The 20,198-nt window shown below is 66.5% G+C and carries 16 protein-coding genes; 10 read left to right on the top strand and 6 right to left on the bottom strand.

All coding sequences use genetic code 11. From position 1 onward, the window contains the following. Positions 1-47 precede the first annotated feature (47 nt). Positions 48-1,424 (bottom strand): signal recognition particle protein, encoded by a 1,377-nt coding sequence (gene ffh, locus CPBF1521_RS06620; RefSeq protein ID WP_046342053.1) that lies wholly within the window; start codon positions 1,422-1,424, stop codon positions 48-50. A gap of 370 nt (positions 1,425-1,794) precedes the next feature. Between ffh and CPBF1521_RS06615 the strand changes: the two genes are divergently transcribed. Then, positions 1,795-2,586 carry a cytochrome C assembly family protein gene (locus tag CPBF1521_RS06615; RefSeq protein ID WP_104582471.1) on the top strand — a complete coding sequence of 264 codons (792 nt, stop codon included), beginning with the start codon at positions 1,795-1,797 and terminating at the stop codon, positions 2,584-2,586. 52 nt (positions 2,587-2,638) lie between these two features. Here CPBF1521_RS06615 and CPBF1521_RS06610 read toward each other — a convergent pair whose 3' ends face one another. Continuing rightward, positions 2,639-3,688 (bottom strand): aldose epimerase family protein, encoded by a 1,050-nt coding sequence (locus tag CPBF1521_RS06610; RefSeq protein WP_115676385.1) that lies wholly within the window; start codon positions 3,686-3,688, stop codon positions 2,639-2,641. Between the two features lie 241 nt (positions 3,689-3,929). Here CPBF1521_RS06610 and CPBF1521_RS06605 point away from each other — a divergent pair, with 241 nt between their 5' ends. Then, complete coding sequence (locus tag CPBF1521_RS06605; protein ID WP_181901113.1) at positions 3,930-5,513, top strand: alpha-N-arabinofuranosidase; 1,584 nt, start codon at positions 3,930-3,932, stop codon at positions 5,511-5,513. 170 nt (positions 5,514-5,683) lie between these two features. Here CPBF1521_RS06605 and CPBF1521_RS06600 read toward each other — a convergent pair whose 3' ends face one another. Beyond that, positions 5,684-6,655 (bottom strand): LysR family transcriptional regulator, encoded by a 972-nt coding sequence (locus CPBF1521_RS06600; protein WP_104650253.1) that lies wholly within the window; start codon positions 6,653-6,655, stop codon positions 5,684-5,686. Positions 6,656-6,790: 135 nt separating this feature from the next. Between CPBF1521_RS06600 and CPBF1521_RS06595 the strand changes: the two genes are divergently transcribed. Further along, positions 6,791-7,066, top strand: coding sequence for a DUF2798 domain-containing protein (locus CPBF1521_RS06595; RefSeq protein ID WP_104582468.1), 276 nt, complete (start codon positions 6,791-6,793; stop codon positions 7,064-7,066). 395 nt (positions 7,067-7,461) lie between these two features. Then, positions 7,462-8,811: a glycoside hydrolase family 16 protein gene (locus tag CPBF1521_RS06590; RefSeq protein WP_115676384.1), complete on the top strand. Its 1,350-nt coding sequence runs from the start codon at positions 7,462-7,464 to the stop codon at positions 8,809-8,811. Positions 8,812-8,907: 96 nt separating this feature from the next. On the opposite strand, the gene CPBF1521_RS06585 is transcribed toward CPBF1521_RS06590, so the two are convergent. Continuing rightward, a complete protein-coding gene (locus CPBF1521_RS06585) occupies positions 8,908-9,276 on the bottom strand; it encodes a response regulator (protein WP_104582466.1) in 369 nt (122 codons plus the stop codon). Continuing rightward, positions 9,269-10,432, bottom strand: coding sequence for a PAS domain S-box protein (locus CPBF1521_RS06580; RefSeq protein WP_104582465.1), 1,164 nt, complete (start codon positions 10,430-10,432; stop codon positions 9,269-9,271). The genes CPBF1521_RS06585 and CPBF1521_RS06580 overlap by 8 nt, the downstream gene beginning before the upstream one ends. A 155-nt stretch (positions 10,433-10,587) precedes the next feature. Here CPBF1521_RS06580 and CPBF1521_RS06575 point away from each other — a divergent pair, with 155 nt between their 5' ends. The 6 genes from CPBF1521_RS06575 (at position 10,588) to trxC (ending at position 17,662) form a co-directional block, all read left to right on the top strand. Next, entirely contained in the window at positions 10,588-13,755 is a 3,168-nt protein-coding gene (locus CPBF1521_RS06575; protein ID WP_115676383.1) for a response regulator, read from the top strand. Further along, positions 13,728-14,579, top strand: coding sequence for a CheR family methyltransferase (locus CPBF1521_RS06570; protein ID WP_180496911.1), 852 nt, complete (start codon positions 13,728-13,730; stop codon positions 14,577-14,579). The genes CPBF1521_RS06575 and CPBF1521_RS06570 overlap by 28 nt, the downstream gene beginning before the upstream one ends. After that, the gene (locus CPBF1521_RS06565; RefSeq protein ID WP_115676382.1) at positions 14,576-15,163 is read left to right on the top strand and encodes a chemotaxis protein CheB; all 588 of its coding nucleotides are present in this window, start codon (positions 14,576-14,578) and stop codon (positions 15,161-15,163) included. Before CPBF1521_RS06570 ends, CPBF1521_RS06565 begins: the two co-directional genes overlap by 4 nt. Next, positions 15,160-16,290 carry a hybrid sensor histidine kinase/response regulator gene (locus tag CPBF1521_RS06560; protein ID WP_115676381.1) on the top strand — a complete coding sequence of 377 codons (1,131 nt, stop codon included), beginning with the start codon at positions 15,160-15,162 and terminating at the stop codon, positions 16,288-16,290. Before CPBF1521_RS06565 ends, CPBF1521_RS06560 begins: the two co-directional genes overlap by 4 nt. A 378-nt stretch (positions 16,291-16,668) precedes the next feature. After that, entirely contained in the window at positions 16,669-17,034 is a 366-nt protein-coding gene (locus CPBF1521_RS06555) for a DUF1428 domain-containing protein (protein ID WP_104582460.1), read from the top strand. A gap of 181 nt (positions 17,035-17,215) precedes the next feature. Then, a complete protein-coding gene (gene trxC, locus CPBF1521_RS06550; protein WP_115676380.1) occupies positions 17,216-17,662 on the top strand; it encodes a thioredoxin TrxC in 447 nt (148 codons plus the stop codon). A gap of 152 nt (positions 17,663-17,814) precedes the next feature. On the opposite strand, the gene CPBF1521_RS06545 is transcribed toward trxC, so the two are convergent. Beyond that, on the bottom strand, positions 17,815-20,184 hold the full coding sequence (locus tag CPBF1521_RS06545; RefSeq protein WP_115676379.1) for a TonB-dependent receptor: 2,370 nt from the start codon (positions 20,182-20,184) through the stop codon (positions 17,815-17,817). Between the last annotated feature and the right edge of the window lie 14 nt (positions 20,185-20,198).

Here is a 20,198-nt window from a genome sequence, read left to right as displayed (position 1 = left end):
AACGCATGCGTGTTGCGGCACGCACTGCGCGTGTTGCTGCTAGAAACTCAGCGGAACGGCATGCCGCCGCGGCCGCCCATGGCGCCCATCATGCCCTTCATGTTGCGCATCAGGCCCTTCATGCCGCCGCCGGCCAGCTTGCCCATCATCTTTTCCATCTGCTGGTACTGCTTCATCAGCTTGTTGACGTCGGCCGGCTGCATGCCGGAGCCGCGGGCGATGCGGGCGCGGCGCGAGCCGTTGAGCAGGGCCGGGTTGCGGCGCTCCTTCTTGGTCATCGAGTTGATGATCGCGATCATGCGCGGCACTTCCTTGCCGGTGACCTGCTGCTTGACGTTGTCCGGGATCTGGCCCATGCCCGGCAGCTTGTCCATCAGCCCATGGATGCCGCCCATGTTCTGCATCTGCTCGAGCTGTTCCTTCATGTCGTTGAGGTCGAATTTCTTGCCCTTGGCGACCTTGGCGGCGAGCTTGGCGGCCTTTTCCTGGTCGACGCTGTGCTCGACCTGCTCCACCAGCGAGAGCACGTCGCCCATGTCCAGGATGCGGCTGGCGACGCGGTCGGGGTGGAACACGTCCAGGCCGTCGGTCTTTTCGCCGGTACCGACGAACTTGATCGGCTTGCCGGTGATGTAGCGCACGCTCAGTGCGGCACCGCCACGGGCGTCGCCGTCGGTCTTGGTCAGCACCACGCCGGTCAGCGGCAGCGCCTCGCCGAAGGCCTTGGCGGTGTTGGCCGCGTCCTGGCCGGTCATCGCATCGACCACGAACAGGGTTTCGGTGGGGTTGACCGCGGCATGCAGCGCCTTGATCTCGTCCATCATCGCCGCATCGATCGCCAGGCGGCCGGCGGTATCGACCAGCAGCACGTCGGCGAACGACTTGCGCGCGTCGCTGATGGCGGCGCGCACGATGTCGACCGGCTTCTGCGAGGCGTCGGATGGGAAGAACAGCACGCCGACCTGCTCGGCCAGGGTCTTGAGCTGCTCGATCGCGGCCGGGCGATAGACGTCGGCCGAGACCACCATGACCTTCTTCTTGCGCTTTTCCTTCAGGTGCTTGGCGAGCTTGCCGACCGTGGTGGTCTTGCCCGCGCCCTGCAGGCCCGCCATCAGGATGATCGCCGGCGCCGGCACGTTGAGGTTGAGGTCGGTGGCGGCCGCGCCCATCACCGCGGTCAGCTCGTCGCGGACGATCTTGATCAGCGCCTGGCCCGGGGTCAGCGACTTGAGCACTTCCTGGCCGACCGCGCGCACCTTGATGCGCTCGATCAGCGCCTGCACCACCGGCAGCGCCACGTCGGCTTCGAGCAAGGCAATGCGCACTTCACGGGTGGCTTCGCGGATGTTCTCCTCGGTCAGGCGGCCGCGGCCGCGCAGGCGCTCCATGGTGCCGGAGAGACGTTGGGTAAGGGACTCGAACATGCGCAAGGGACCGCGTGAGGGGAAACGGGCGTCGATTATAGCGGCACCGGCCAATGCGCCGCCCCGGCGGCCCCGCTGCCCGGCCGGTCAAGCCAGCCCCGGGACGCCGCCGCACCACCGCCCGTCCATGCGCACGGCCAGCCAGCACCGGCGCCGCAATGGACAGAAACCGCGGCCGCCGGACCAGCGGCCGCCCCATCCCAAGCCCGCCCCACCCACTCGCGGCCCGCCCCCGCAAGCCGCCCAGCGCCAGCCCGCAGCTCGCAACCCGCTTTTCCCGATTCCCGATTCCCGATTCCCGATTCCCGATTCCCGATTCCCGATTCCCGATACCCGATACCCCGCCCCACCAATATGCGAAACTGACACGATGACAATCGTTCTCATCGCGTTCGCCTTGTATCTGCTGGCCACGGCGCTGCTCACCCGGTCGGTGCTGCGTGATGGCAACCAGGCGCCTGCACGCTGGCTGATCCCGGCGCTGGCGGCCGTGGCGGTGCACGCCGGGTATCACGTGCTGGTGGCACTGCGCACCGCCGGCGGGCCGGACATGCATTTCTTCGCAGCGCTCTCGCTGAGCGGCCTGGGCATGGCCGCGCTGACGGCGGTATTCGGCGCGCGCGGGCGCATGGCGGCGGTGGGCGTGGTGGTGTTCCCGCTGTCGGCGATCCTGCTGGCCTGCTACCACGCCTACGGCCACGAACCGAGCTCGGACCTGGGCTGGCGGCTGGAACTGCATGCGTGGATGGCGCTGCTGGCCTATGCCACGCTGGGTATCGCCGCGTTGCTGGCGATCATGCTGTGGCTGCAGGAGCGGGCCCTGCGCCGGCGCGATTTCCACACCTGGCTGCGCGCGCTGCCGCCGTTGACCGAGCTGGAGACACTGCTGTTCCGCACCATCACGGTGGGCTTCGTGCTGTTGAGCCTGACCCTGCTGACCGGCCTGCTGTTCGTGCAGGACTTCCTGGCGCAGCGGCTGCTGCACAAGACCGTGCTCAGCATCCTGTCGTGGATCGTGTTCGGTGCGCTGCTGATCGGCCGCTGGCGCAACGGCTGGCGCGGCACCAAGGCGGTGCACTGGACGCTGACCGCGATGGCACTGCTGGTGTTGTCGTTCTTCGGCAGCAAGTTCGTGATCGAACTGGTGCTGGGGCCGCGCTGATCGCGTTGGCTGCAGGCCCGTCCCGGCCCCGCCGTCGCTGCAACACCCGTACTCAGGCGTCCAGCGCAGCGCTCACCGCCGCCCACGGCTGATCCGGCCCCGGGCTGGCGAAGTGATAGGCGATGCGGCGGCGGTAGACCTGCCCGGGCCGCAGGATCGTCGACGGGAAGTTGGGGTGGTTGGGCGCATCCGGGTAGTCCTGCGGCTCCAGGCAGACGCCGCGGCCGAGTCCGGGATGGTGGTCGTCCAGATGCTGGCCTTCGTAGAGTTGCACCGCCGGTGCGTCGCTGCTGATGCGCAGCGCCACGCCACTGTGCGGCGAGTACAACTCGGCAACGCAATCGGCCCCGGCGGCCAGCACCAGGCATTGGTCGTAGCCCTTGCCGAGCACCACCTGCGGATGTGACGGATCGCTTTTGTCGGCCAACGCGGCAGCATGGCGGAAATCGAACGGCGTACCGGCGACGGAGGCGATTTCGCCGGTCGGGATCGATTCGGCATCCACCGGCAGATAGCGATCGGCCGGCACCCGCAGCACCTGCAGCGCGGCGCGCCGATGCGGGTCGCCGGATAGATTGAAGTACGGGTGATGGGTGAGGTTCAACGCGGTGGCGGCATCGCATTGCGCCTCGAAGTCCAGCTGCAGGCGGCGCCCTTGCAGCTGCAGCCGCGCGCGCACCTGCAGATTGCCGGGATAGCCTTCTTCGCCGTCGGGCGAGTGGTAACCGAGCAGCACCTGGTCCGGCGCCTGCTCCAGCACGCTCCACACGCGCCGCCCGAAGCCGCGCAGGCCGCCGTGCAGCTGGTTGCGCCCTTCGTTGGCGGCCAGCGTGTGGGTGACACCGTCCAGCGTGTAGCGCGCACCGGCGATGCGGTTGCCGAAGCGGCCGACGAGGATGTTGAGGCTGTCGCCATCGGCGGCGTACGCCGGCAGATCCGGCAATGCCAGCAGCAGCGGCACCACCCCGCGCGCGGTGGTCAGCCGCAGCGCATGCAGGATGCCGCCGTAGGTGAGCACTTCCACCTCCAGTCCGGCATCGCTGCGCAGCGTGAGCGCATGGACTTCGACACCGCCTGGCAACTGCCCGAACACTCGCTGCATGGATCGTCCCGCCGATACTGGAAGCTGGCGAGCATAGCGGGGGAGCGCGGTCGACGACCATGCCCCGGCGCACATCCCGGCGCGCGGCGATGGCGAGGTCGGCAAGGCATGCACCAGCGTTCGGCGGCTTGATCGCGATGCAGCAATACAAGCCGAGGCTGCAGCCACTAGGCTAGCGGCGCGCCCGCCGACGCTGCGGCGTGCGACCACCTCGATCGATCAGCACAGGAGCGCCAAGCCGATGCAGTGGATTCTTCCCGCCTTGCGGATATCGCCCAGACGGCTGTTGCAGGCTGTCGTTGGCGCGGCCTTGGTCGCCAGCCCGCTCGCCGCCTCTGCTGCCGAGGTCGAGGTGACCGGCACGCTGCGCGCGGACCAGCCCGGTGCGCAGGTGTCGCGGCAGCTGTTCGGCCAGTTTGCCGAACATCTGGGCACCGGCATCTACGGCGGGGTGTGGGTCGGCGAGGACTCGGCGATTGCCAATACGCGCGGCTATCGCAACGATGTGCTGGCCGCGCTGAAGGCGATTGCCGTGCCCAACATCCGCTGGCCCGGCGGCTGCTTCGCCGACGAATACCATTGGCGCGATGGCGTCGGCGCGCCGGCCAGGCGCCCGGTCAGCGTCAACACGCACTGGGGCGGCGTGGAAGAATCCAACCGCTTCGGCACGCACGAGTTCATGGACTTCACCGAACTGCTGGGCACCCAGGCCTATATCGCCGGCAACGTGGGCAATGCGGCGCCGGACGAAATCGCGCAGTGGGCCGAATACATGACCGCACCCACCCGCTCCAGCCTGGCCAACGAGCGCCGCGCCAATGGCCGTGACGCGCCGTGGCAGGTGCCCTACTTCGGCGTGGGCAACGAGTTGTGGGGCTGCGGCGGCAACATGCGCGTGGAATACGCGGCCGACGTCTATCGGCGCTACCAGACCTTCGTCAAGGCACCGGCCAACCAGAAGATCCTCAAGATCGCGCCCGGCCCCAACAACGACGACTACCACTGGACCGAAGTGATGATGCGCGAGGCCGGCACGCTGATGGACGGCCTGAGCCTGCACTACTACACCGTGCCCGGTGGCTGGCCGCCGCGCGCCTCCTCCACCCACTTCGACGAAGCCGCCTGGATCGACACGCTGTCGCGCACGCTGGTGATGGACGAGCTGATCAGCAAACACAGCGCGATCATGGACCGCTACGACCCGGGCAAGAAGGTCGCGCTGGTGGTGGACGAATGGGGCACCTGGTACGCCGGGCTGCCGGATGCGAACCCGGGCTTTCTGCATCAGCAAAACAGCCTGCGCGATGCATTGGTGGCCGCGTTGAACATCGACATCTTCAGCGCACATGCCGAACGCGTGCGCATGGCCAACATCGCGCAGATGGTCAATGTGCTGCAGGCGATGATCCTCACCGACGGCGACAAGATGGTGCTGACGCCGACCTACCACGTGTTCGCGCTGTACAAGCCCTACCAGGACGCCACCCAGCTGCCGCTGCAACTACGCACACCCGAGTATCGCCACGGCGATGTCCACGTGCCCGCGGTGCACGGCTCGGCGGTCGAGGCCAAGGACGGACACGTCTACATCGCGCTGACCAATCTGGCGGCCAACGCAGCGGCGAGCGTGAGCGTGCAGGTAGAAGGCCTGTCACCGAGCAGCGTGGACGGGCAGATCCTCACTGCGCCGGCGATCACCACGCACAACACCTTTGCCCAGCCGCATGCGGTGGAGCCGAAGGCATTTAAGGGCGCACGGGTACGAGGCAAGACCTTGACGGTGGCCTTGCCGGCGCGTTCGATCGTGATGCTCAAGCTGGAGTGAGTGATGGCGGCGGCACCAGCTGCCGTCGCCGCAGTGGCTGGCGAGCGATGACTGCGCAAACGGTGTTGCAAGGCGATGTTCTCGACGCATCGCGCGCCCGCGCATGACGCCTGCGTGCGCCTGGTGGACCAGGGCACGCAACCGGGCGGTCTCCAGATGTCGAATGCCGGCTATACCCCGGTTGCCGCTTGGGCGGGCGCAGGCGCCAGCGTGGGTTCGGCGATACGCCATTGCACGGGCAGGCGTTCGAGTACGTGCTGCATGAAGGCACGCACCTTGGGGGTGAAGTCGCGGCGGTCGGCGACGCAGAGGTAGATACGCAGCGGTTCCGGCAATGCCTGGGCGGTGCTGCCGAGAGCTGAGACAAACAGCGGCTGCAGCTGGCCGCGCTGCAGATAAGGCTGCACCACATAAGCGGCCAGGCGCGCGATGCCGCCGCCGGCGGTGGCCATGGTGGCGAGCGCATCGATATCGTCGCTGACCATCGCCTTGCCCAGCTCCGGCTGGAAGCGCACGCCATTGCGCACGAAATTCCATGGCAGGCAGCGTCCGTCGACCGGGTAACGCAGCAGCAGGCAATCGTGATACTTCAAGTCGTCCGCGGTCTGCGGCGTCCCGCAGCGCGCCAGATACTCGGGCGCTGCGCAGACCACCAGCGGCACCTGGGCGATGCAGCGCGCCACCAGGCCGTCTTCCAGCTGCGCTTCGATGCGCAGGCTGACATCCACGCTTTCCTGAGCGTGCTGCACAGCCCGGTCGGTACACAGCAGCTCGATCTCCAGCTGCGGATACTGCTGACGCAGGGCCGGCAGCATCGGGGCGAGTACGTGCCGCGCGAAGGCCGCGGTGCTGGCCACCCGCAATCGTCCCGCCGGCGCCTGCTGCGGCCCGGCCACCGATTGCCGCGCGCGCTCCAGATCGCGCTCCAGCTGCCGCACCTGTTCGAAGTACAGCGTGCCGCGCTCGGTCAGCGCCAGGCTGCGCGTGGTCCGGTGCAGCAGACGCACGCCCAGATGCTGTTCCAGACGCGCGATGTTCTGGCTGACTGCGGCGGCACTGATCCCCAGCAACTTGGCGCCTCCGGCAATGCTGCCGGCATCGACAGTGCTGACAAAGCTGCGGATGGACTGAAGAATATTCATTGAATAGGCAAGTATTACCAAACGATTCGTAAGTTTTTCTTACGTAAGCCGCAAGGCTACGCGATCTACCCCGGCCGCGGTGGCGTCCCTACAGTGCTGCCCATCGTGCCGATCCGCGGCAACCGAGGCCATTGCATGTCGACATCTCCCCCTTCCTCCCCGTTGATGCGCCCGCGCTGGAAACTCGGCGTGCGCACCACCCCGTTCGTGTTCGCGTTCTACATGGCCGCGATCATGGCCCTGCTGATGTGCCTGGTGATCACGGGCGCCAATACCGGCCTGGCCCCCGGCTACCTGTGGCGCGTGCTGGACGCCTACCGCATTGCGATGCCTACCGCATTCTGCTGCGTGCTGGTGGTGCGCCCGCTGGTGATACGACTGGTGGCGTGGACGGTGCACGCCGGGCATTGAGTCGGGCGTGCGCGAGCATGCCCGGAAACGGCCGTACGGCAAGCGTACCGATGCGCAGCAGCATGCGCCTTGCCTGCCGCAGTGGCGTTCAAGACGAGGCATTGCTGCAGAGGCTGCACGCGCTCGCATGCATCGTCGACCCGCCATCTCCCCCGCTTGAATGTTCCGACCTGGACGCTGCGCATGCCACCTGCCGGCAGCGGACATTCGCAGCCAGCTGCTGCCGCGCAACATCCGGTGCATGCAGTCTGCGACCGCCGTCATGCCAATGATGGAATATTCCGGAATGAACACCACGGAACTGAAACGCGCCACACAATTGCTTTGACACTGAAGTAGCCGCTGCGCAGCGTCACGTCTCCATGGACATCGGTCCACTTTCTGGAGAAGCACGCATGAACACGCGACGCAGTGCCGCTGTGCAGCTCGCCCTGCTCTGGGCCGTGGCGATGCCACCAGGCGCGCACGCGCAAACCCTGGTGTGGGAGGACAACTTCAATGGGCCCGGCATCGATGGCAACAAGTGGACCTACGATGTCGGCAACGGCTGCCAGATCGGCTTGTGCGGCTGGGGCAATGGCGAGATGCAGTACTACACCAGCCGCGCCGAAAACGCGCGCATCGAGAATGGCCGGCTGGTGATCGAAGCGCGGCGCGAAGCGTTCCAGGGCATGCCGTTCACCTCGGCGCGCCTGAAGACCGAAGGCCGCATGCATTTCAAGTACGGCACGCTGGAAGCGCGCATCAAGACGCCGGTGGTGGGCAACGGGCTGTGGCCGGCATACTGGATGCTGGGCACCATCGGCGTGTGGCCAGGCCGTGGCGAGATCGACCTGATGGAAGCCGGCATGGCCGCGGCGATCGCCAATGGCACCGCCAATCGCCGTATCGGCGCCGCCGTGCACTGGGACTACAACGGCCAGCAAGCAGACTACGACACCAGCTACACCAGCCCGGTGGATCTGCATGCCGACTTCCATGTGTACCGCATGACCTGGGACCCGCAGTTCATCCGCGTGTCCATCGACGGCCAGCAATACTTCGAATTTGCGATCTCCAATATCGAGGGCGCCTCGCTGCACGAATTCCATCAGCAGCAGTATCTGCTGCTCAATCTCGCCGTGGGCGGCACCTATACCGGCATCACCTCGCCTGCGGCGGTGACCGCGCCGCTGCCGGGCAGGATGGAGGTCGATTACATCCGCCTGTATCAAAATCCCGGTTCGCAGCTGTACGTGGGCGCGCAACATGCCGCGCCGGCAGGGCGCTTTGGCGTGTTCACCGAGCAGGCCGACACCAGCGGACGGCTGCAGTTCGGCCAGGATGCCGAGCTGTATCTGTGGAACAACCTCACCCCGATTGCGCAGGCGCCGTTCGAAGGCAGCAACGTGATGGCGTACCGCGCCAACGCCGGTGCCTGGTATGGCCTGGGCATCCAGACCGACTATCGCAACATGGCCGCCTACGCCGGCGGCGCGCTGAAGCTGCAGCTGAAAACCACCACGCCGTCGACGTTCAAGATCGGCATCAACACCAGCTTCGGCGACAGCTGGGTGGATTTCGCCACTGGCGGCAATCAGTACGGCCTGGTGCGCGACGGCGCCTGGCACGAGGTGAGCATTCCCTTCAGTGCGTTCTACGATCTGGACCTGCAGGCGGTCAAACAGATGTTCATGCTGGTGGCCGATCCACCCGCCGCGCCGGTGGAGATCGCCATCGACAAGGTGTATTACCAGAGCCGTTGAGCGGCATCCATGCAGCAGTCCCGGCGAAGGCGCTGCACGATGGCCGCGCAATTCCGTGCAGCGGCTTCGGCAGCGCGCGACCGGCGCAGCCAGCGCTCAGGCGTTGGCTGCAACACCTTTCAACACGTCGATCAGCTGACGCAGGCGATACGGCTTGGGCAGGAAATCCACCCGCGCCGGCAGCGGTGGCAACTGCGCCTTTGCGAATCCCGAGGCCAGGATCACCCGCGCCTGCGGCAGCAGTTGCGCCACGTGTTCGCTCAGTTCGATGCCCGACATGCCGTTGGGCATGCGGACATCGCTGAAGACCACATCATAGGGGCCATTCTCGCGCAGCATGCGCAGGGCGCTATGGCCGTCGTCGGCGGTCTCGACGGTGATGCCTGCATCGCGCAGCGCCTCGCCGATCAGTTCGCGCAATTCCTGCTGATCTTCCACCATCAACAGACGCAGGGGTTCAGTCATGCTCAGCCTCCTCGATGGCCGGGAGAAACAGGGTAACGGTGGTGCCGCGGGCGGGAGCGGTGTCCAGCTCGACGAAGCCGCCGGACTGGGAGGCGAAGCCATACACCTGGCTCAATCCCAGGCCCGAGCCCTTGCCCACGTCCTTGGTGGTGAAAAACGGCTCACTGGCGCATCGCGCCACGTGCGCGGACATGCCGGGGCCGTCATCGCGCACGGCGATACTGACGTAATTGCACGGCTGGCCATGCGGATCGGACGGCGCAACACGCTGCTGTACGGCCGTTTCCAGCACGATGTTGCCGCCGCCAGGCATGGCATCGCAGCTATTGAACACCAGATTGAGCAAGGCCGCTTCCAGTTGGCCAGGGTCCACGCGGATATCGGGCAACTGCTCGGCGAACGCCAGCGACAGCACGATCCCGGCCGGGCAGGCACGCCGCAGCAGCTCCAGCGAGCGCGTCACCACCGCGTTGGCGCCATGGCGCTCGGGAATCAGCCGCTGCCCGCGTGCAAAGGACAGCAGTTGGCGCGTCAGCAAGGTGCCACGATCGACTGCGGTCTGCGCTGCTTCCACCAGCATGCGCGTGCGCGCATCGTCGCCGGCACGCAGCGCGATCAGATCCAGGCTGGTCACCATCACGGTCAGCAGATTGTTGAAATCGTGCGCCATGCCGAGCGTCAGGCGGCCCAGCGCATCCACCTTCTGCGATTGCAGCAGGGCGTGCTGCGCCTGCTGCAACAGCTGCTGCGCCTGGTGTCGCTGGTCGATGTCGCAGGTGACCTTGGCAAACCCGACCAGGACGCCGAATTCCAGCACCGGTTCGATCGCCACGCTCGCCCAGAAGCGGCTGCCGTCCTTGCGCAGCCGCCAGCCCTCGGTGGCAAAGCGCCCTTCGCGCTTGGCGGTGTCCAGATTCTGCGCCGGCTCGCCGCGTTGCACGTCCTCGGGCAGGTAGAAACGCGAGAAGTGCGAGCCAATGACCTCGGCGGCGGTATAGCCCTTGATGCGCTCGACACCGGGATTCCAGCTGCACACATGGCCGCCCGTATCGAGCATGTAGATCGCGTAATTGGACACGCTCTGCACCAACAGCTGGCACTGCCGGCTGTCGTGAGAAAGCGGCCCCGCACTGTCGACGGCCGTCTCCGCATCCATCGCGCGACTTTTCCCCGGAAAAGCGCGCGACCATAGTGACGGGTGCGTGAAGGCTGCGTGCAAGCCGACCCGACTGCAAAGCGTCAAAATACTGGCGATTTGCGCGTGAAACTTATCGGCTACCATGACCGCCCCCCAGTCAGGTCCGCGCCGTCATGCAGAACATCTCGACCACACGCGACCGCTGGGTGTGGGTGATCGCGGGGGCCCTGATGGCGGGAACACTCGGCGTGGAGTTGGTCACCCCACTCGGCTATGCAGTGTGGCTGACCTACTTCGTCGCAGTGGGCGTGACGGTCTTCCAGAATCGCGTGCAGGCGCCACTGGTGGTCGCCGCGCTGTCGTGCCTGCTGCTGGCAGTCGGTTTCAAGCTGGCGCCGGCCAGTACCAGTTCGAGTTTCTCCTCGATCAACCGCAGCATCGGTGGGGTCTCGTTCCTGGCGATGGCGCTGGTGGTGATGCAGGCCATCCGCGCGCGCCGTCAGGCCGAACTGGCGTTATGGCTGCAGCAGGCCGAAAACACCGTCGAAGCCAGTCTGCGCGGCGACCACAGCCCGGACGATCTGGCCAATGCGGCCGTGCAGGCACTGTGCGACACGCTGGATGCCCAGGTCGGCGCGTTGTATCGCATCGAAGGCGACCGCCTGCGGCTGACCGGCGGCACCGCGCTGCCGGCCGATGTATCCAGGACGCTGCCGACCGATGCCGGCCAACTCGGCGAGGCCTTGCGTGGCGGCACGGTACGCCGGGTGCGCGGCGTGGACGCCGGACATCTGCAGATCGCTTCCGGCCTGGGCCGCAGCGCCTGCCAGGAGCTGCTGCTGGCGCCGGTCATCGCCGATGGGCGGGTGATCGGCATTCTCGAGCTGGGCCGCGCCGCCGCACCGGGCATCGCCCGCACGCGCGAAGAAGAGCTGCTCGCACGCTGCGGCGAAAACATCGGCCTGGCCTTGCGCACGGCATTGCTGCGCGCACAGCTGGTGGCCCTGCTGGAAGAAACCCAGCGTCAAAGCGAAGAACTGCAGACCCAGCAGGAAGAGCTGCGCGTGGCCAACGAGGAGCTGGAGGAACAGAGCCGCAGCCTGCAGCAATCGCAGAGCGATCTGGAGATGCAGCAAGCCGAACTCGAACAGACCAATGTGCAGCTGGAAGAACGCACCCAGGCACTGGAAGCGCAGAAGCAGGCCTTGCTGGTGGCGCAGAATCAGCTGGTGCGCAACAGCAACGAGCTGTCCACCGCCTCGCGCTACAAATCCGAGTTTCTGGCCAACATGTCGCACGAGTTGCGTACGCCGCTCAACAGCGCGTTGATCCTGGCCAAGCTGCTGGCGGACAACAAGGACGGCACGCTCAGCCCCGAGCAGGTGAAGTACGCACAGGCGATCCTGTCGTCCAACAACGATCTGCTGGCGTTGATCAACGACATTCTCGACCTGTCCAAGATCGAGGCCGGGCATGTGGAACTGGCCGACGAAACCATCGCCACCAACTCGGTGGTACAGCGCCTGCGCGAAACCTTCGAGCCGCTGGCGCGCCAGAAAGGCCTGGCCCTGCAGCTGGCTGCCGAATCCGATGCACCGACGCAACTGGTCGTCGACAGCCAACGCCTGCAGCAGATCCTCAAGAACCTGCTGGCCAATGCGATCAAGTTCACCGAGCACGGCAGCGTCAGCCTGTCGATCCAGGCGCATACGCCGGGCCGGGTGCTGTTCAAGGTCAACGACACCGGCATCGGCATCGCGCACGAACAGACCGAGATCATCTTCGAAGCGTTCCGTCAGGCCGATGGCAGCACACGCCGTCGCTATGGCGGCACCGGCCTGGGCTTGTCGATCTCGCGCGATCTGGCCCAGCGCATGGGCGGCAGCATCCGCGTGGACAGCCAGCCGGGGCGCGGCAGCTGTTTTACGCTGGAATTGCCGATCGACGGCGCCCCGGCCGAGCTGGCGATGGCCGCGCCGGCAAACGCGGGCGCGGCACTCGGCGGCACGCCGTCGTCGCGGTTCGCCAGCGGCACGGCCATGGCCTCGCGGCTTGATGGGCGCGCCACGGTGGCGTCCACCGGGATGCCGCTGCCGCTGCCGATTCCGGCAACCGCCACTGCGCCGCTGCAGCGCGCCGACGACGATCGCGACCAACGCACCCGCCCCGGCCGGCTGATTCTGGCAGTGGAAGACGAAGCACGCTTTGCGCAGGCCCTGGTCGACCTGGCGCACGAACTGGATTTCGACTGCGTGGTGGCGCCCAGCGCCGAAGAAGCGCTGCGCCTGGCAGCCGAACTGCGCCCCAGCGGCATCCTGCTCGACCTCGGCCTGCCGGATGCGTCCGGACTGAGCGTGCTCGAACGCCTCAAGCGCGATCCGGCCACGCGCCACATTCCGGTGCATGTGGTATCGGCGCTGGAGCGCAGCCAGATCGCGCTGGAACTGGGCGCGGTGGGCTATTTGATCAAGCCGGCCACGCGCGAGCTGCTGGCAGGTGCGATCCGGCAACTGGAAGACACCAATGCCCGCGCGGTGCGCCGCCTGTTGATCGTCGAAGACGACAGCGCCCTGCGTGCGAATCTGCAATTGTTGCTGGCGCGCGACCAGCTGGACATCATCGCGGTGGGCAGCATTGCCGACGCGATGCAGCAGCTGGCCGGCTCGACCTTCGACTGCATGGTCACCGATCTGGCGCTGCCCGACGGCAGTGGCTACGACCTGCTCGAACGCATGGCCGGCAACGACGCGGTGGCGTTTCCGCCAGTCATCGTCTACACCGGGCGCGCGCTCACCCGCGACGAGGAACAGCGCCTGCGCCGGTATTCCAAGAGCATCATCATCAAGGGGGTGCGCTCGCCCGAGCGTCTGCTCGATGAGGTGACGCTGTTCCTGCACAGCGTGGAAGCCTCGCTGCCCAGCGACCAGCAACGCCTGCTGCGCGAAGCGCGCCGCCGCGACGCGGTACTGGACGGCGCCACCGTGCTGCTGGCCGAAGACGATGTGCGCAACATCTTCGCGCTCTCCAGCGTGCTCGAACCGCTCGGCGTGACGCTGCAGATCGCCCGCAACGGCCGCGAGGCGCTGGAACATCTGGCCAAGCACGAGGTGGACCTGGTGTTGATGGACATCATGATGCCGGAGATGGACGGGCTGACCGCGATGCGCCAGATCCGCGCCAATCGCCAATGGCAGGATCTGCCGATCATCGCGCTGACCGCCAAGGCCATGGCCGACGATCGCGAACGCTGCCTGGAGGCCGGCGCCAACGATTACATCGCCAAGCCCATCGACGTGGACAAGCTGGTGTCGCTGTGCCGTGTGTGGTGCTCGCGGCAATGAATGCGGTGGAGCTGTTCGATCTGGAGCTGCGGGTGCTGCTGGAAGCGGTCTACCAGCGCTATCACTACGACTTCCGCGATTACGCGGTGTCCTCGCTGCGCCGGCGCATGCGCCACGCGATGGCGCGCATGGAATGCACGCGCGTGGCCGACCTGCAGCACCGCCTGCTGCACGAACCTGACACCTTCGCGCAGGCGATGCAGTTCTTCACCGTGCAGGTGTCGGAGATGTTCCGTGACCCGGCCTACTTTCGCGTCCTGCGCGAACATGTGGTGCCGGTGTTGCGTACCTATCCGTCGATCAAGCTGTGGGTGGCCGGCTGCAGCACCGGCGAGGAAGTCTGGTCGCTGGCGATCCTGCTGCACGAAGAAGGGCTGCTGGAAAAGGCGGTGATCTACGCCACCGACATCAATCCCGAAGCCTTGGGCATGGCCGAAGCCGGCGCCTTCGGCATCGACCGCATTGCGCAGTTCAGCCGCAATTATCTGGACGCCGGCGGCCGCAGCTCGCTGTCCGACTACTACACCACCGCCTACGATGGCGCGGTGTTCGACCGCCGTCTGAAGCGCAATATCGTATTCGCCGATCACAGCCTGGCCACCGATACGGTGTTCTCCGAAGTGCACCTGGTGTCGTGCCGTAACGTGCTGATCTATTTCAACCGCAGCCTGCAGGACCGTGCAGTGGGCCTGTTTTACGATGCGCTGGTGCATCGAGGCTTCCTGGGCCTGGGCAGCAAGGAGTCGCTGCAGTTCGGCGCGCATGCGCAGGCATTCGAAACCGTGGCGCGCGAGCAGCGCCTGTTCCGCAAGGCGGCCGCATGAACGTCTTGCACACGGCGGCAACTCAGTTCGACGCGATGGTGATCGGGGCCTCGGCCGGCGGTGTCGTGGCCTTGCAGGCGCTGTTGTCCAGCCTGCCTGCGGATCTGCCGATGCCGGTGCTGGTGGTGCTGCATCTGCCGCGCGACCGCACCAGCCACCTTGCCGAGCTGATGGATGCACGCTGCGCCTTGCCGGTGCGCGAGGCCGAAGACAAGCAGCCGCTGCTCGCCGGCAGCGTGACCATCGCCCCGCCCGACTACCATCTGCTGGTGGAAACGCGCGACAGCCTGTCGCTGTCGATGGATGCACCGGTGCTGTTCTCGCGTCCGGCGATCGACCCCTTGTTCGAATCGGCTGCCGACGTGTTCGGGCAGCGCCTGCTGGCGATCCTGCTCACCGGCGCCAGCAGCGACGGCAGCGCCGGGGTGGCGGCGGTGCGCGCGGTCGGCGGCAGCGCCTGGATCCAGCGCCCCGACGATGCCGCCTCACCGCTGATGCCCGCCTCCGCGCTCGCCCATGCCGGCGCCGATGCGGTGCTCACCCTGCAAGCGATCTGCAGCCGACTGGAAACCTTTCACCCATGAACCTCACCGCGACCGGCCTGGCGACAACCAGCAACGATGACGAACCGGCCAAGCTGCTGATCGTCGACGACGTGCCGCAGAACCTGGTGGCGATGGAAGCGCTGCTGCAGCGCGACGGCATCCAGGTGCTGTGCGCCGCCTCCGGTGCGCAGGCGCTGGAGCTGTTGCTCGAACACGATGTGGCGCTGGCATTGCTGGATGTGCACATGCCGGAAATGGACGGCTTCTCGCTGGCCGAGCTGATGCGCGGCTCGCAGCGCAGCCGGCATGTGCCGATCATTTTCCTGACCGCCTCGCCGAACGATCCGATGCGCGCGTTCCAGGGCTATGAAACCGGCGCGGTGGATTTCCTGCACAAGCCGATCGAGCCGCACGTGATCCTGAGCAAGGTCAATGTGTTCATCGAGTTGTACCAGCAGCGGCGCCTGCTCAAGGCACGCAATGCCTCGCTGGAACGCGCGCTCACGCTCAACGAAACCATGATGGCCGTGCTCACCCACGACCTGCGCACGCCGCTGTCGGTGATTCTGCTGTGCGCCGACAAGCTCAGCCTGGATGTGGACGCCGATGGCTCGGCCGCGCGCACGCTTGATCACCTGGAAAACAGCGCGCGGCGGATGGCGCGGATGGTCGAGCAGCTGCTGGATTTCTCGCGCCTGCGCAGCGACGGGCTGTCGATGCAGTTCGGCCCCTGCAATCTCGGCGACGTCACCCACAGCGTGGTGGGCGAAGTGGCACAGGCCAATCCACACACCCCGATCGACCTGCGTACCGAGGGCGACCTGCACGGCGATGGAGATGGCGATCGCCTGGCACAGGTGGTGTCCAATCTGGTCGGCAACGCGGTGCTGCACGGTGGCAACGAGCCGGTGCGGGTGCACCTGGACGGACGCGAACGCGACACGCTGCGGCTGTCGGTGCGCAACGTCGGACGCATCCCAGACAGCCTGATGCCGCGCCTGTTCGAGCCGTTCAAGGCCAGCTTCCATGCCAGCCAGGGCCTGGGGCTCGGCCTGTTCATCGCCGACCAGTTCGTCAAGGCACACGGCGGCACGCTGCAGGCACGCAACGAAGACGGCGACGTGGTGTTCGAAGCCATCCTGCGGCGCCACAACCTGGCCGCGTAATTGCACCGGACCGCCCGCCGAGCGTCCGCCGCAGCGGACCCGGCGGGGCCTGCGGTCTGATCCAGGCCCGCGCAATGCCGATGCCCGCGGCCTTCCGCAACGCCGGCCCATCGCGACGGGATACCCCTACCTGACGAGCTCATCCAGGACGCGTCACGCAGCGTGCCGCGGGTGCGATCCGGCAAAGAAAACCGGGCACAACGCCAGTGTGGATCGCCATGCGGGCGCGAGCAGTGCTTGCCATCCAGATGCACCGTATGCTCGCAATCCACGCGGGCAACACGCACCCTGGCGCTGCTTTCCAGCGTGTTCCGATCGCACCAACATCTGTTCGCCGTCATCAGGTGCACGCCGTGCGCCATGTCTGAGGAGGTGCTTATGTCGTATGTGGATGGGTTTGCGCTCGCGGTGCCGACGGCCAACAAGGCCGCGTTTCTGGAACATGCCCGCATGGGCGATGCCATCATCATCGAATACGGCGCGCTGCGCGTGGTGGAGTGCTGGGGTGATGATGTCCAGCATGGACAACTGACCGACTTCCATCGCGCGGTCGCTGCCGGCGAGGACGAGACCGTGGTGTTCTCCTGGATCGAATGGCCGGACAAGGCGACCCGCGATGCGGGCATGCGCAAGATGATGGACGACCCGCGCATGGACCCATCGGTCAACCCGATGCCGTTCGATGGCAAGCGCCTGATCTACGGCGGCTTCGTTCCGATCCTGAGCCTGGGCCAAGCGGGCTGACCACGGCAGCGCGCTGCGGCGCACTTCTCTGTCGCGGCATTGCGGCACACCCGGTGCGGCGGCGGCAGCCTTCGGCATCGGGTCCTTGGCGATGGCCGTTACACTGGCTGCATGCCGCCGCGCCCGCCGCCCATGGTATGTGGGCGCGGCGACTGCATTGCCTGCCACCGGAGACCGCCAGATGCCCGACGCACCGCTCCTGATCGCCTGCCCGAGCTGCGCGGCGATGAATCGTGTCGCACACGCGCGTCTGCGCGATGCGCCCAACTGCGGCAGTTGCCATAAACCATTGTTCCTGGCCACGCCGGTGGCGTTGTCGGCGGTCGACTTCGACAAGCATGCGGTACGCAGCGCGCTGCCGTTGGTGGTGGATTTCTGGGCGCCGTGGTGCGGGCCGTGCCTGAGCATGGCACCACACTTTGCCGCCGCCGCGGCGATGCTCGAACCTCAGGTGCGGCTGGCCAAGGTCGATACCGATCTGCATCCGGCGCTGGGCACGCGCTTTGGCATCCGCAGCATCCCGACCTTGCTGGTCATCCGCGGCGGCAGTGAGCTGGGCCGTCATTCCGGTGCGGTGAGCAGCGCGCAGATCGTCAGCTGGGTACAGTCGGTATTGCGCAGCCGTTGATACAAAAAAACCCGCTGCGTGATGCACGCAGCGGGCCTGGTTCTACGATTGGCATCACTGCGACACATGCGCGGTGATGCGGTCGATCGACCAGCAACCGGGAGCGGCTGACAAGATGACCGTGCAGCCGCTCGCTACTGGTTCAACCGCTCTTACTGCCAGTTGACGTTGACCGACACACCCACGATGCGCGGCTCGTTGTAGACCGCCGCCATGTAGTTTTCGATCACGCCCTTGACGTTCTTCTCGTTGGTGATGTTGCGCGCGAACGCCGCCACTTCCCACGCACCGTAGCCGCCGGTGTAGCCGAGCTTGAAGCCGCCTTCGACATTGCCGTCGGCGCGGAACTCGGTGGAGTCGTACAGCACGAAGCTGGTTTCGCCCTGCTTGTTCCAGTCGGTGGAAACGAAGAACGCGCCATCGGTGCCCACCGGAATGTCGTAGCGCGCCGCCAGGTTGAGGTTGTACTTGGGCGCGTTGGGCAGCGGGTTGCCGTCGATCTGCGCAAAGGTGTTGGCACCGACGCGGATGGTCGGGTCGTTGACCGTGCACACCACCACGCCATTGAGCGCACAGGCCTGCGCGTAGACGCGATCGTCGTGGATTTCGCTATGCAGCAGGCTCAGGCCGGCGGTCAGCGACAGGTTGGAGATCGGGCGCCAGTCCAGGTCTGCTTCCAGGCCGTAGGCCTTGGCCTTGTCGGCATTGAACAGCACGCCGTTGCCGTCCGAATCGTTGCCGTTGAGCTGGATGTCGTCCACCGTGTAGGTGAAGCCGCTGACATTCAGACGCAGGCGATTGTCGAACAGGCTGCTCTTGATGCCGGCTTCCCACGACAGGATGGTTTCCGAATCGGCAGTGGTGAAATCCGAATTGAACACCGCGCTGCGGCCCTGGATGGTCGGGCCGCGGAAACCGCGTGCCACGCGCGCGTAGACGCTCAGCTCGGGGTTGATTTCATACATCGCGCTGAGGTCCCAGCTGGGCTGGGTGTCGGACAGGCGTACGTCGCGACGGCCGCGATAGGTCACCGCGCCAGCGGCGGTATCGGCGGTCTTGAGCAGGCGGGTTTGCTTGGTGTCCTTGGTCTGGCGCAGGCCGGCGGTCAGGGTGAGCGCGTCGGTGGCCTTGTAGCTGAGCTGCCCGAAACCGGCCCAGGAGGTGTTGGTGTTGCGCAGGCGCACCCAGTTGTTGGGGTTGCGCGCGGCGGTCTGCAGGAAATAGGCACGCTGATAGAAATCGGTGGTGTCGCGCCCGTCGAAGTAGAACGCGCCGACCTGCCATTGCAAGGCATCGTCGCCTTCGCTGGCCAGGCGCAGTTCCTGGGTGTACTGATCCAGGTCGCGGATCTGCCCCATCGACTGGCCGAAGCCGTTCGGCACGCCGTTGACCGGGTAGTTCGCCGCCGCGCCGCCATCGGTGTCGCCACGGCTATAGCCGGAGGTGGTTTCGTAGGCGGTGATGGAGGTCAGCGACACGCCACCGAAATCGTAGATCGCCTTGATCGAGCCGCCATCGGTCTGATACGCCTGCGGGTTGTCGTGTGCCTCGTCATAGGCCACGCGATCGCGCGGCACGTCGACCTTGTCGCTGCCGCGCGTCACTGCATTGCGCAGGAACAACGTGGAGGTGCCGTCGTAGTCGCGCGTATGCACCGAGCCCAGCAGCGAGAATGCGTCGTTGGGCTTGAGCAGCAGCTGCAGGCGCGCATTGCGGTCGTTGTAGCCGCCCATCGCATCCTTGCGCGGCGTGCGCGTGCCGTCGGCACTGCTGCCGGCGAAGGTGTTGTCCACCCAGTCGTCGCGGTGCTGGTACAGCGCCGACACGCGGAACGACAGTACCTCGTTGATCGGCCCGCCGAAGCCGCCATCCAGCGACACCGTGTTGTAGCTGCCGTAGCTGGCATCGACACGGCCGGTATAGGTCTCGCTGGGCTTGACCGTGTCGAACTTGACGATGCCGGCGGTGGTGTTGCGGCCGAACAAGGTGCCCTGCGGGCCGCGCAGCACTTCGACCTGGTCCACGTCGTAGACCGGGTTGGACTTGAGCACCACGTGTTCCAGTACCACGTCGTCCTGGATGATGGACACCGGCTGCGAGGCACCGAGGTAGAAGTCGATATTGCCCAGGCCACGGATATAGAAGCGCGGGAAGATGCGCCCGGTGGTGGTCTCGGCGTAGAAGCCCGGCACGCGGCCGGACAGCGCCAGCAGCGTGTCGTCGCCACCGGCGGTGAACTCGCGCATTGCCGCACCCTGCACCACGCCCACCGACACCGGCACCTCCTGCAGGTTTTGCTCGCGGTGCTCGGCAGTGACGGTGACTGCATCCAGCGCCGTCGGGCTGCCCTCGCCCTGGCGCGCCGGCACCTGCTGCGCAGCGGCCGCTGCCGCCAGCGAGGCGAGCAGCAGCCCGGCGCAGGCGCGCGCCAGCGGCGTGCGCTGCAATGCGGCGCGACGGGGTGCGGTTACGTGCGTGGCGGCGGGCGTCAGCGACGCGGAGACAGACGAGGACAACGACATGCGAGATGATCCTT

This window comes from Xanthomonas euroxanthea, from assembly GCF_900476395.1.
In the GTDB taxonomy this organism is placed as follows: Bacteria; Pseudomonadota; Gammaproteobacteria; order Xanthomonadales; family Xanthomonadaceae; genus Xanthomonas; species Xanthomonas euroxanthea.
This window is presented reverse-complemented; position numbering and strand designations above follow the sequence as displayed.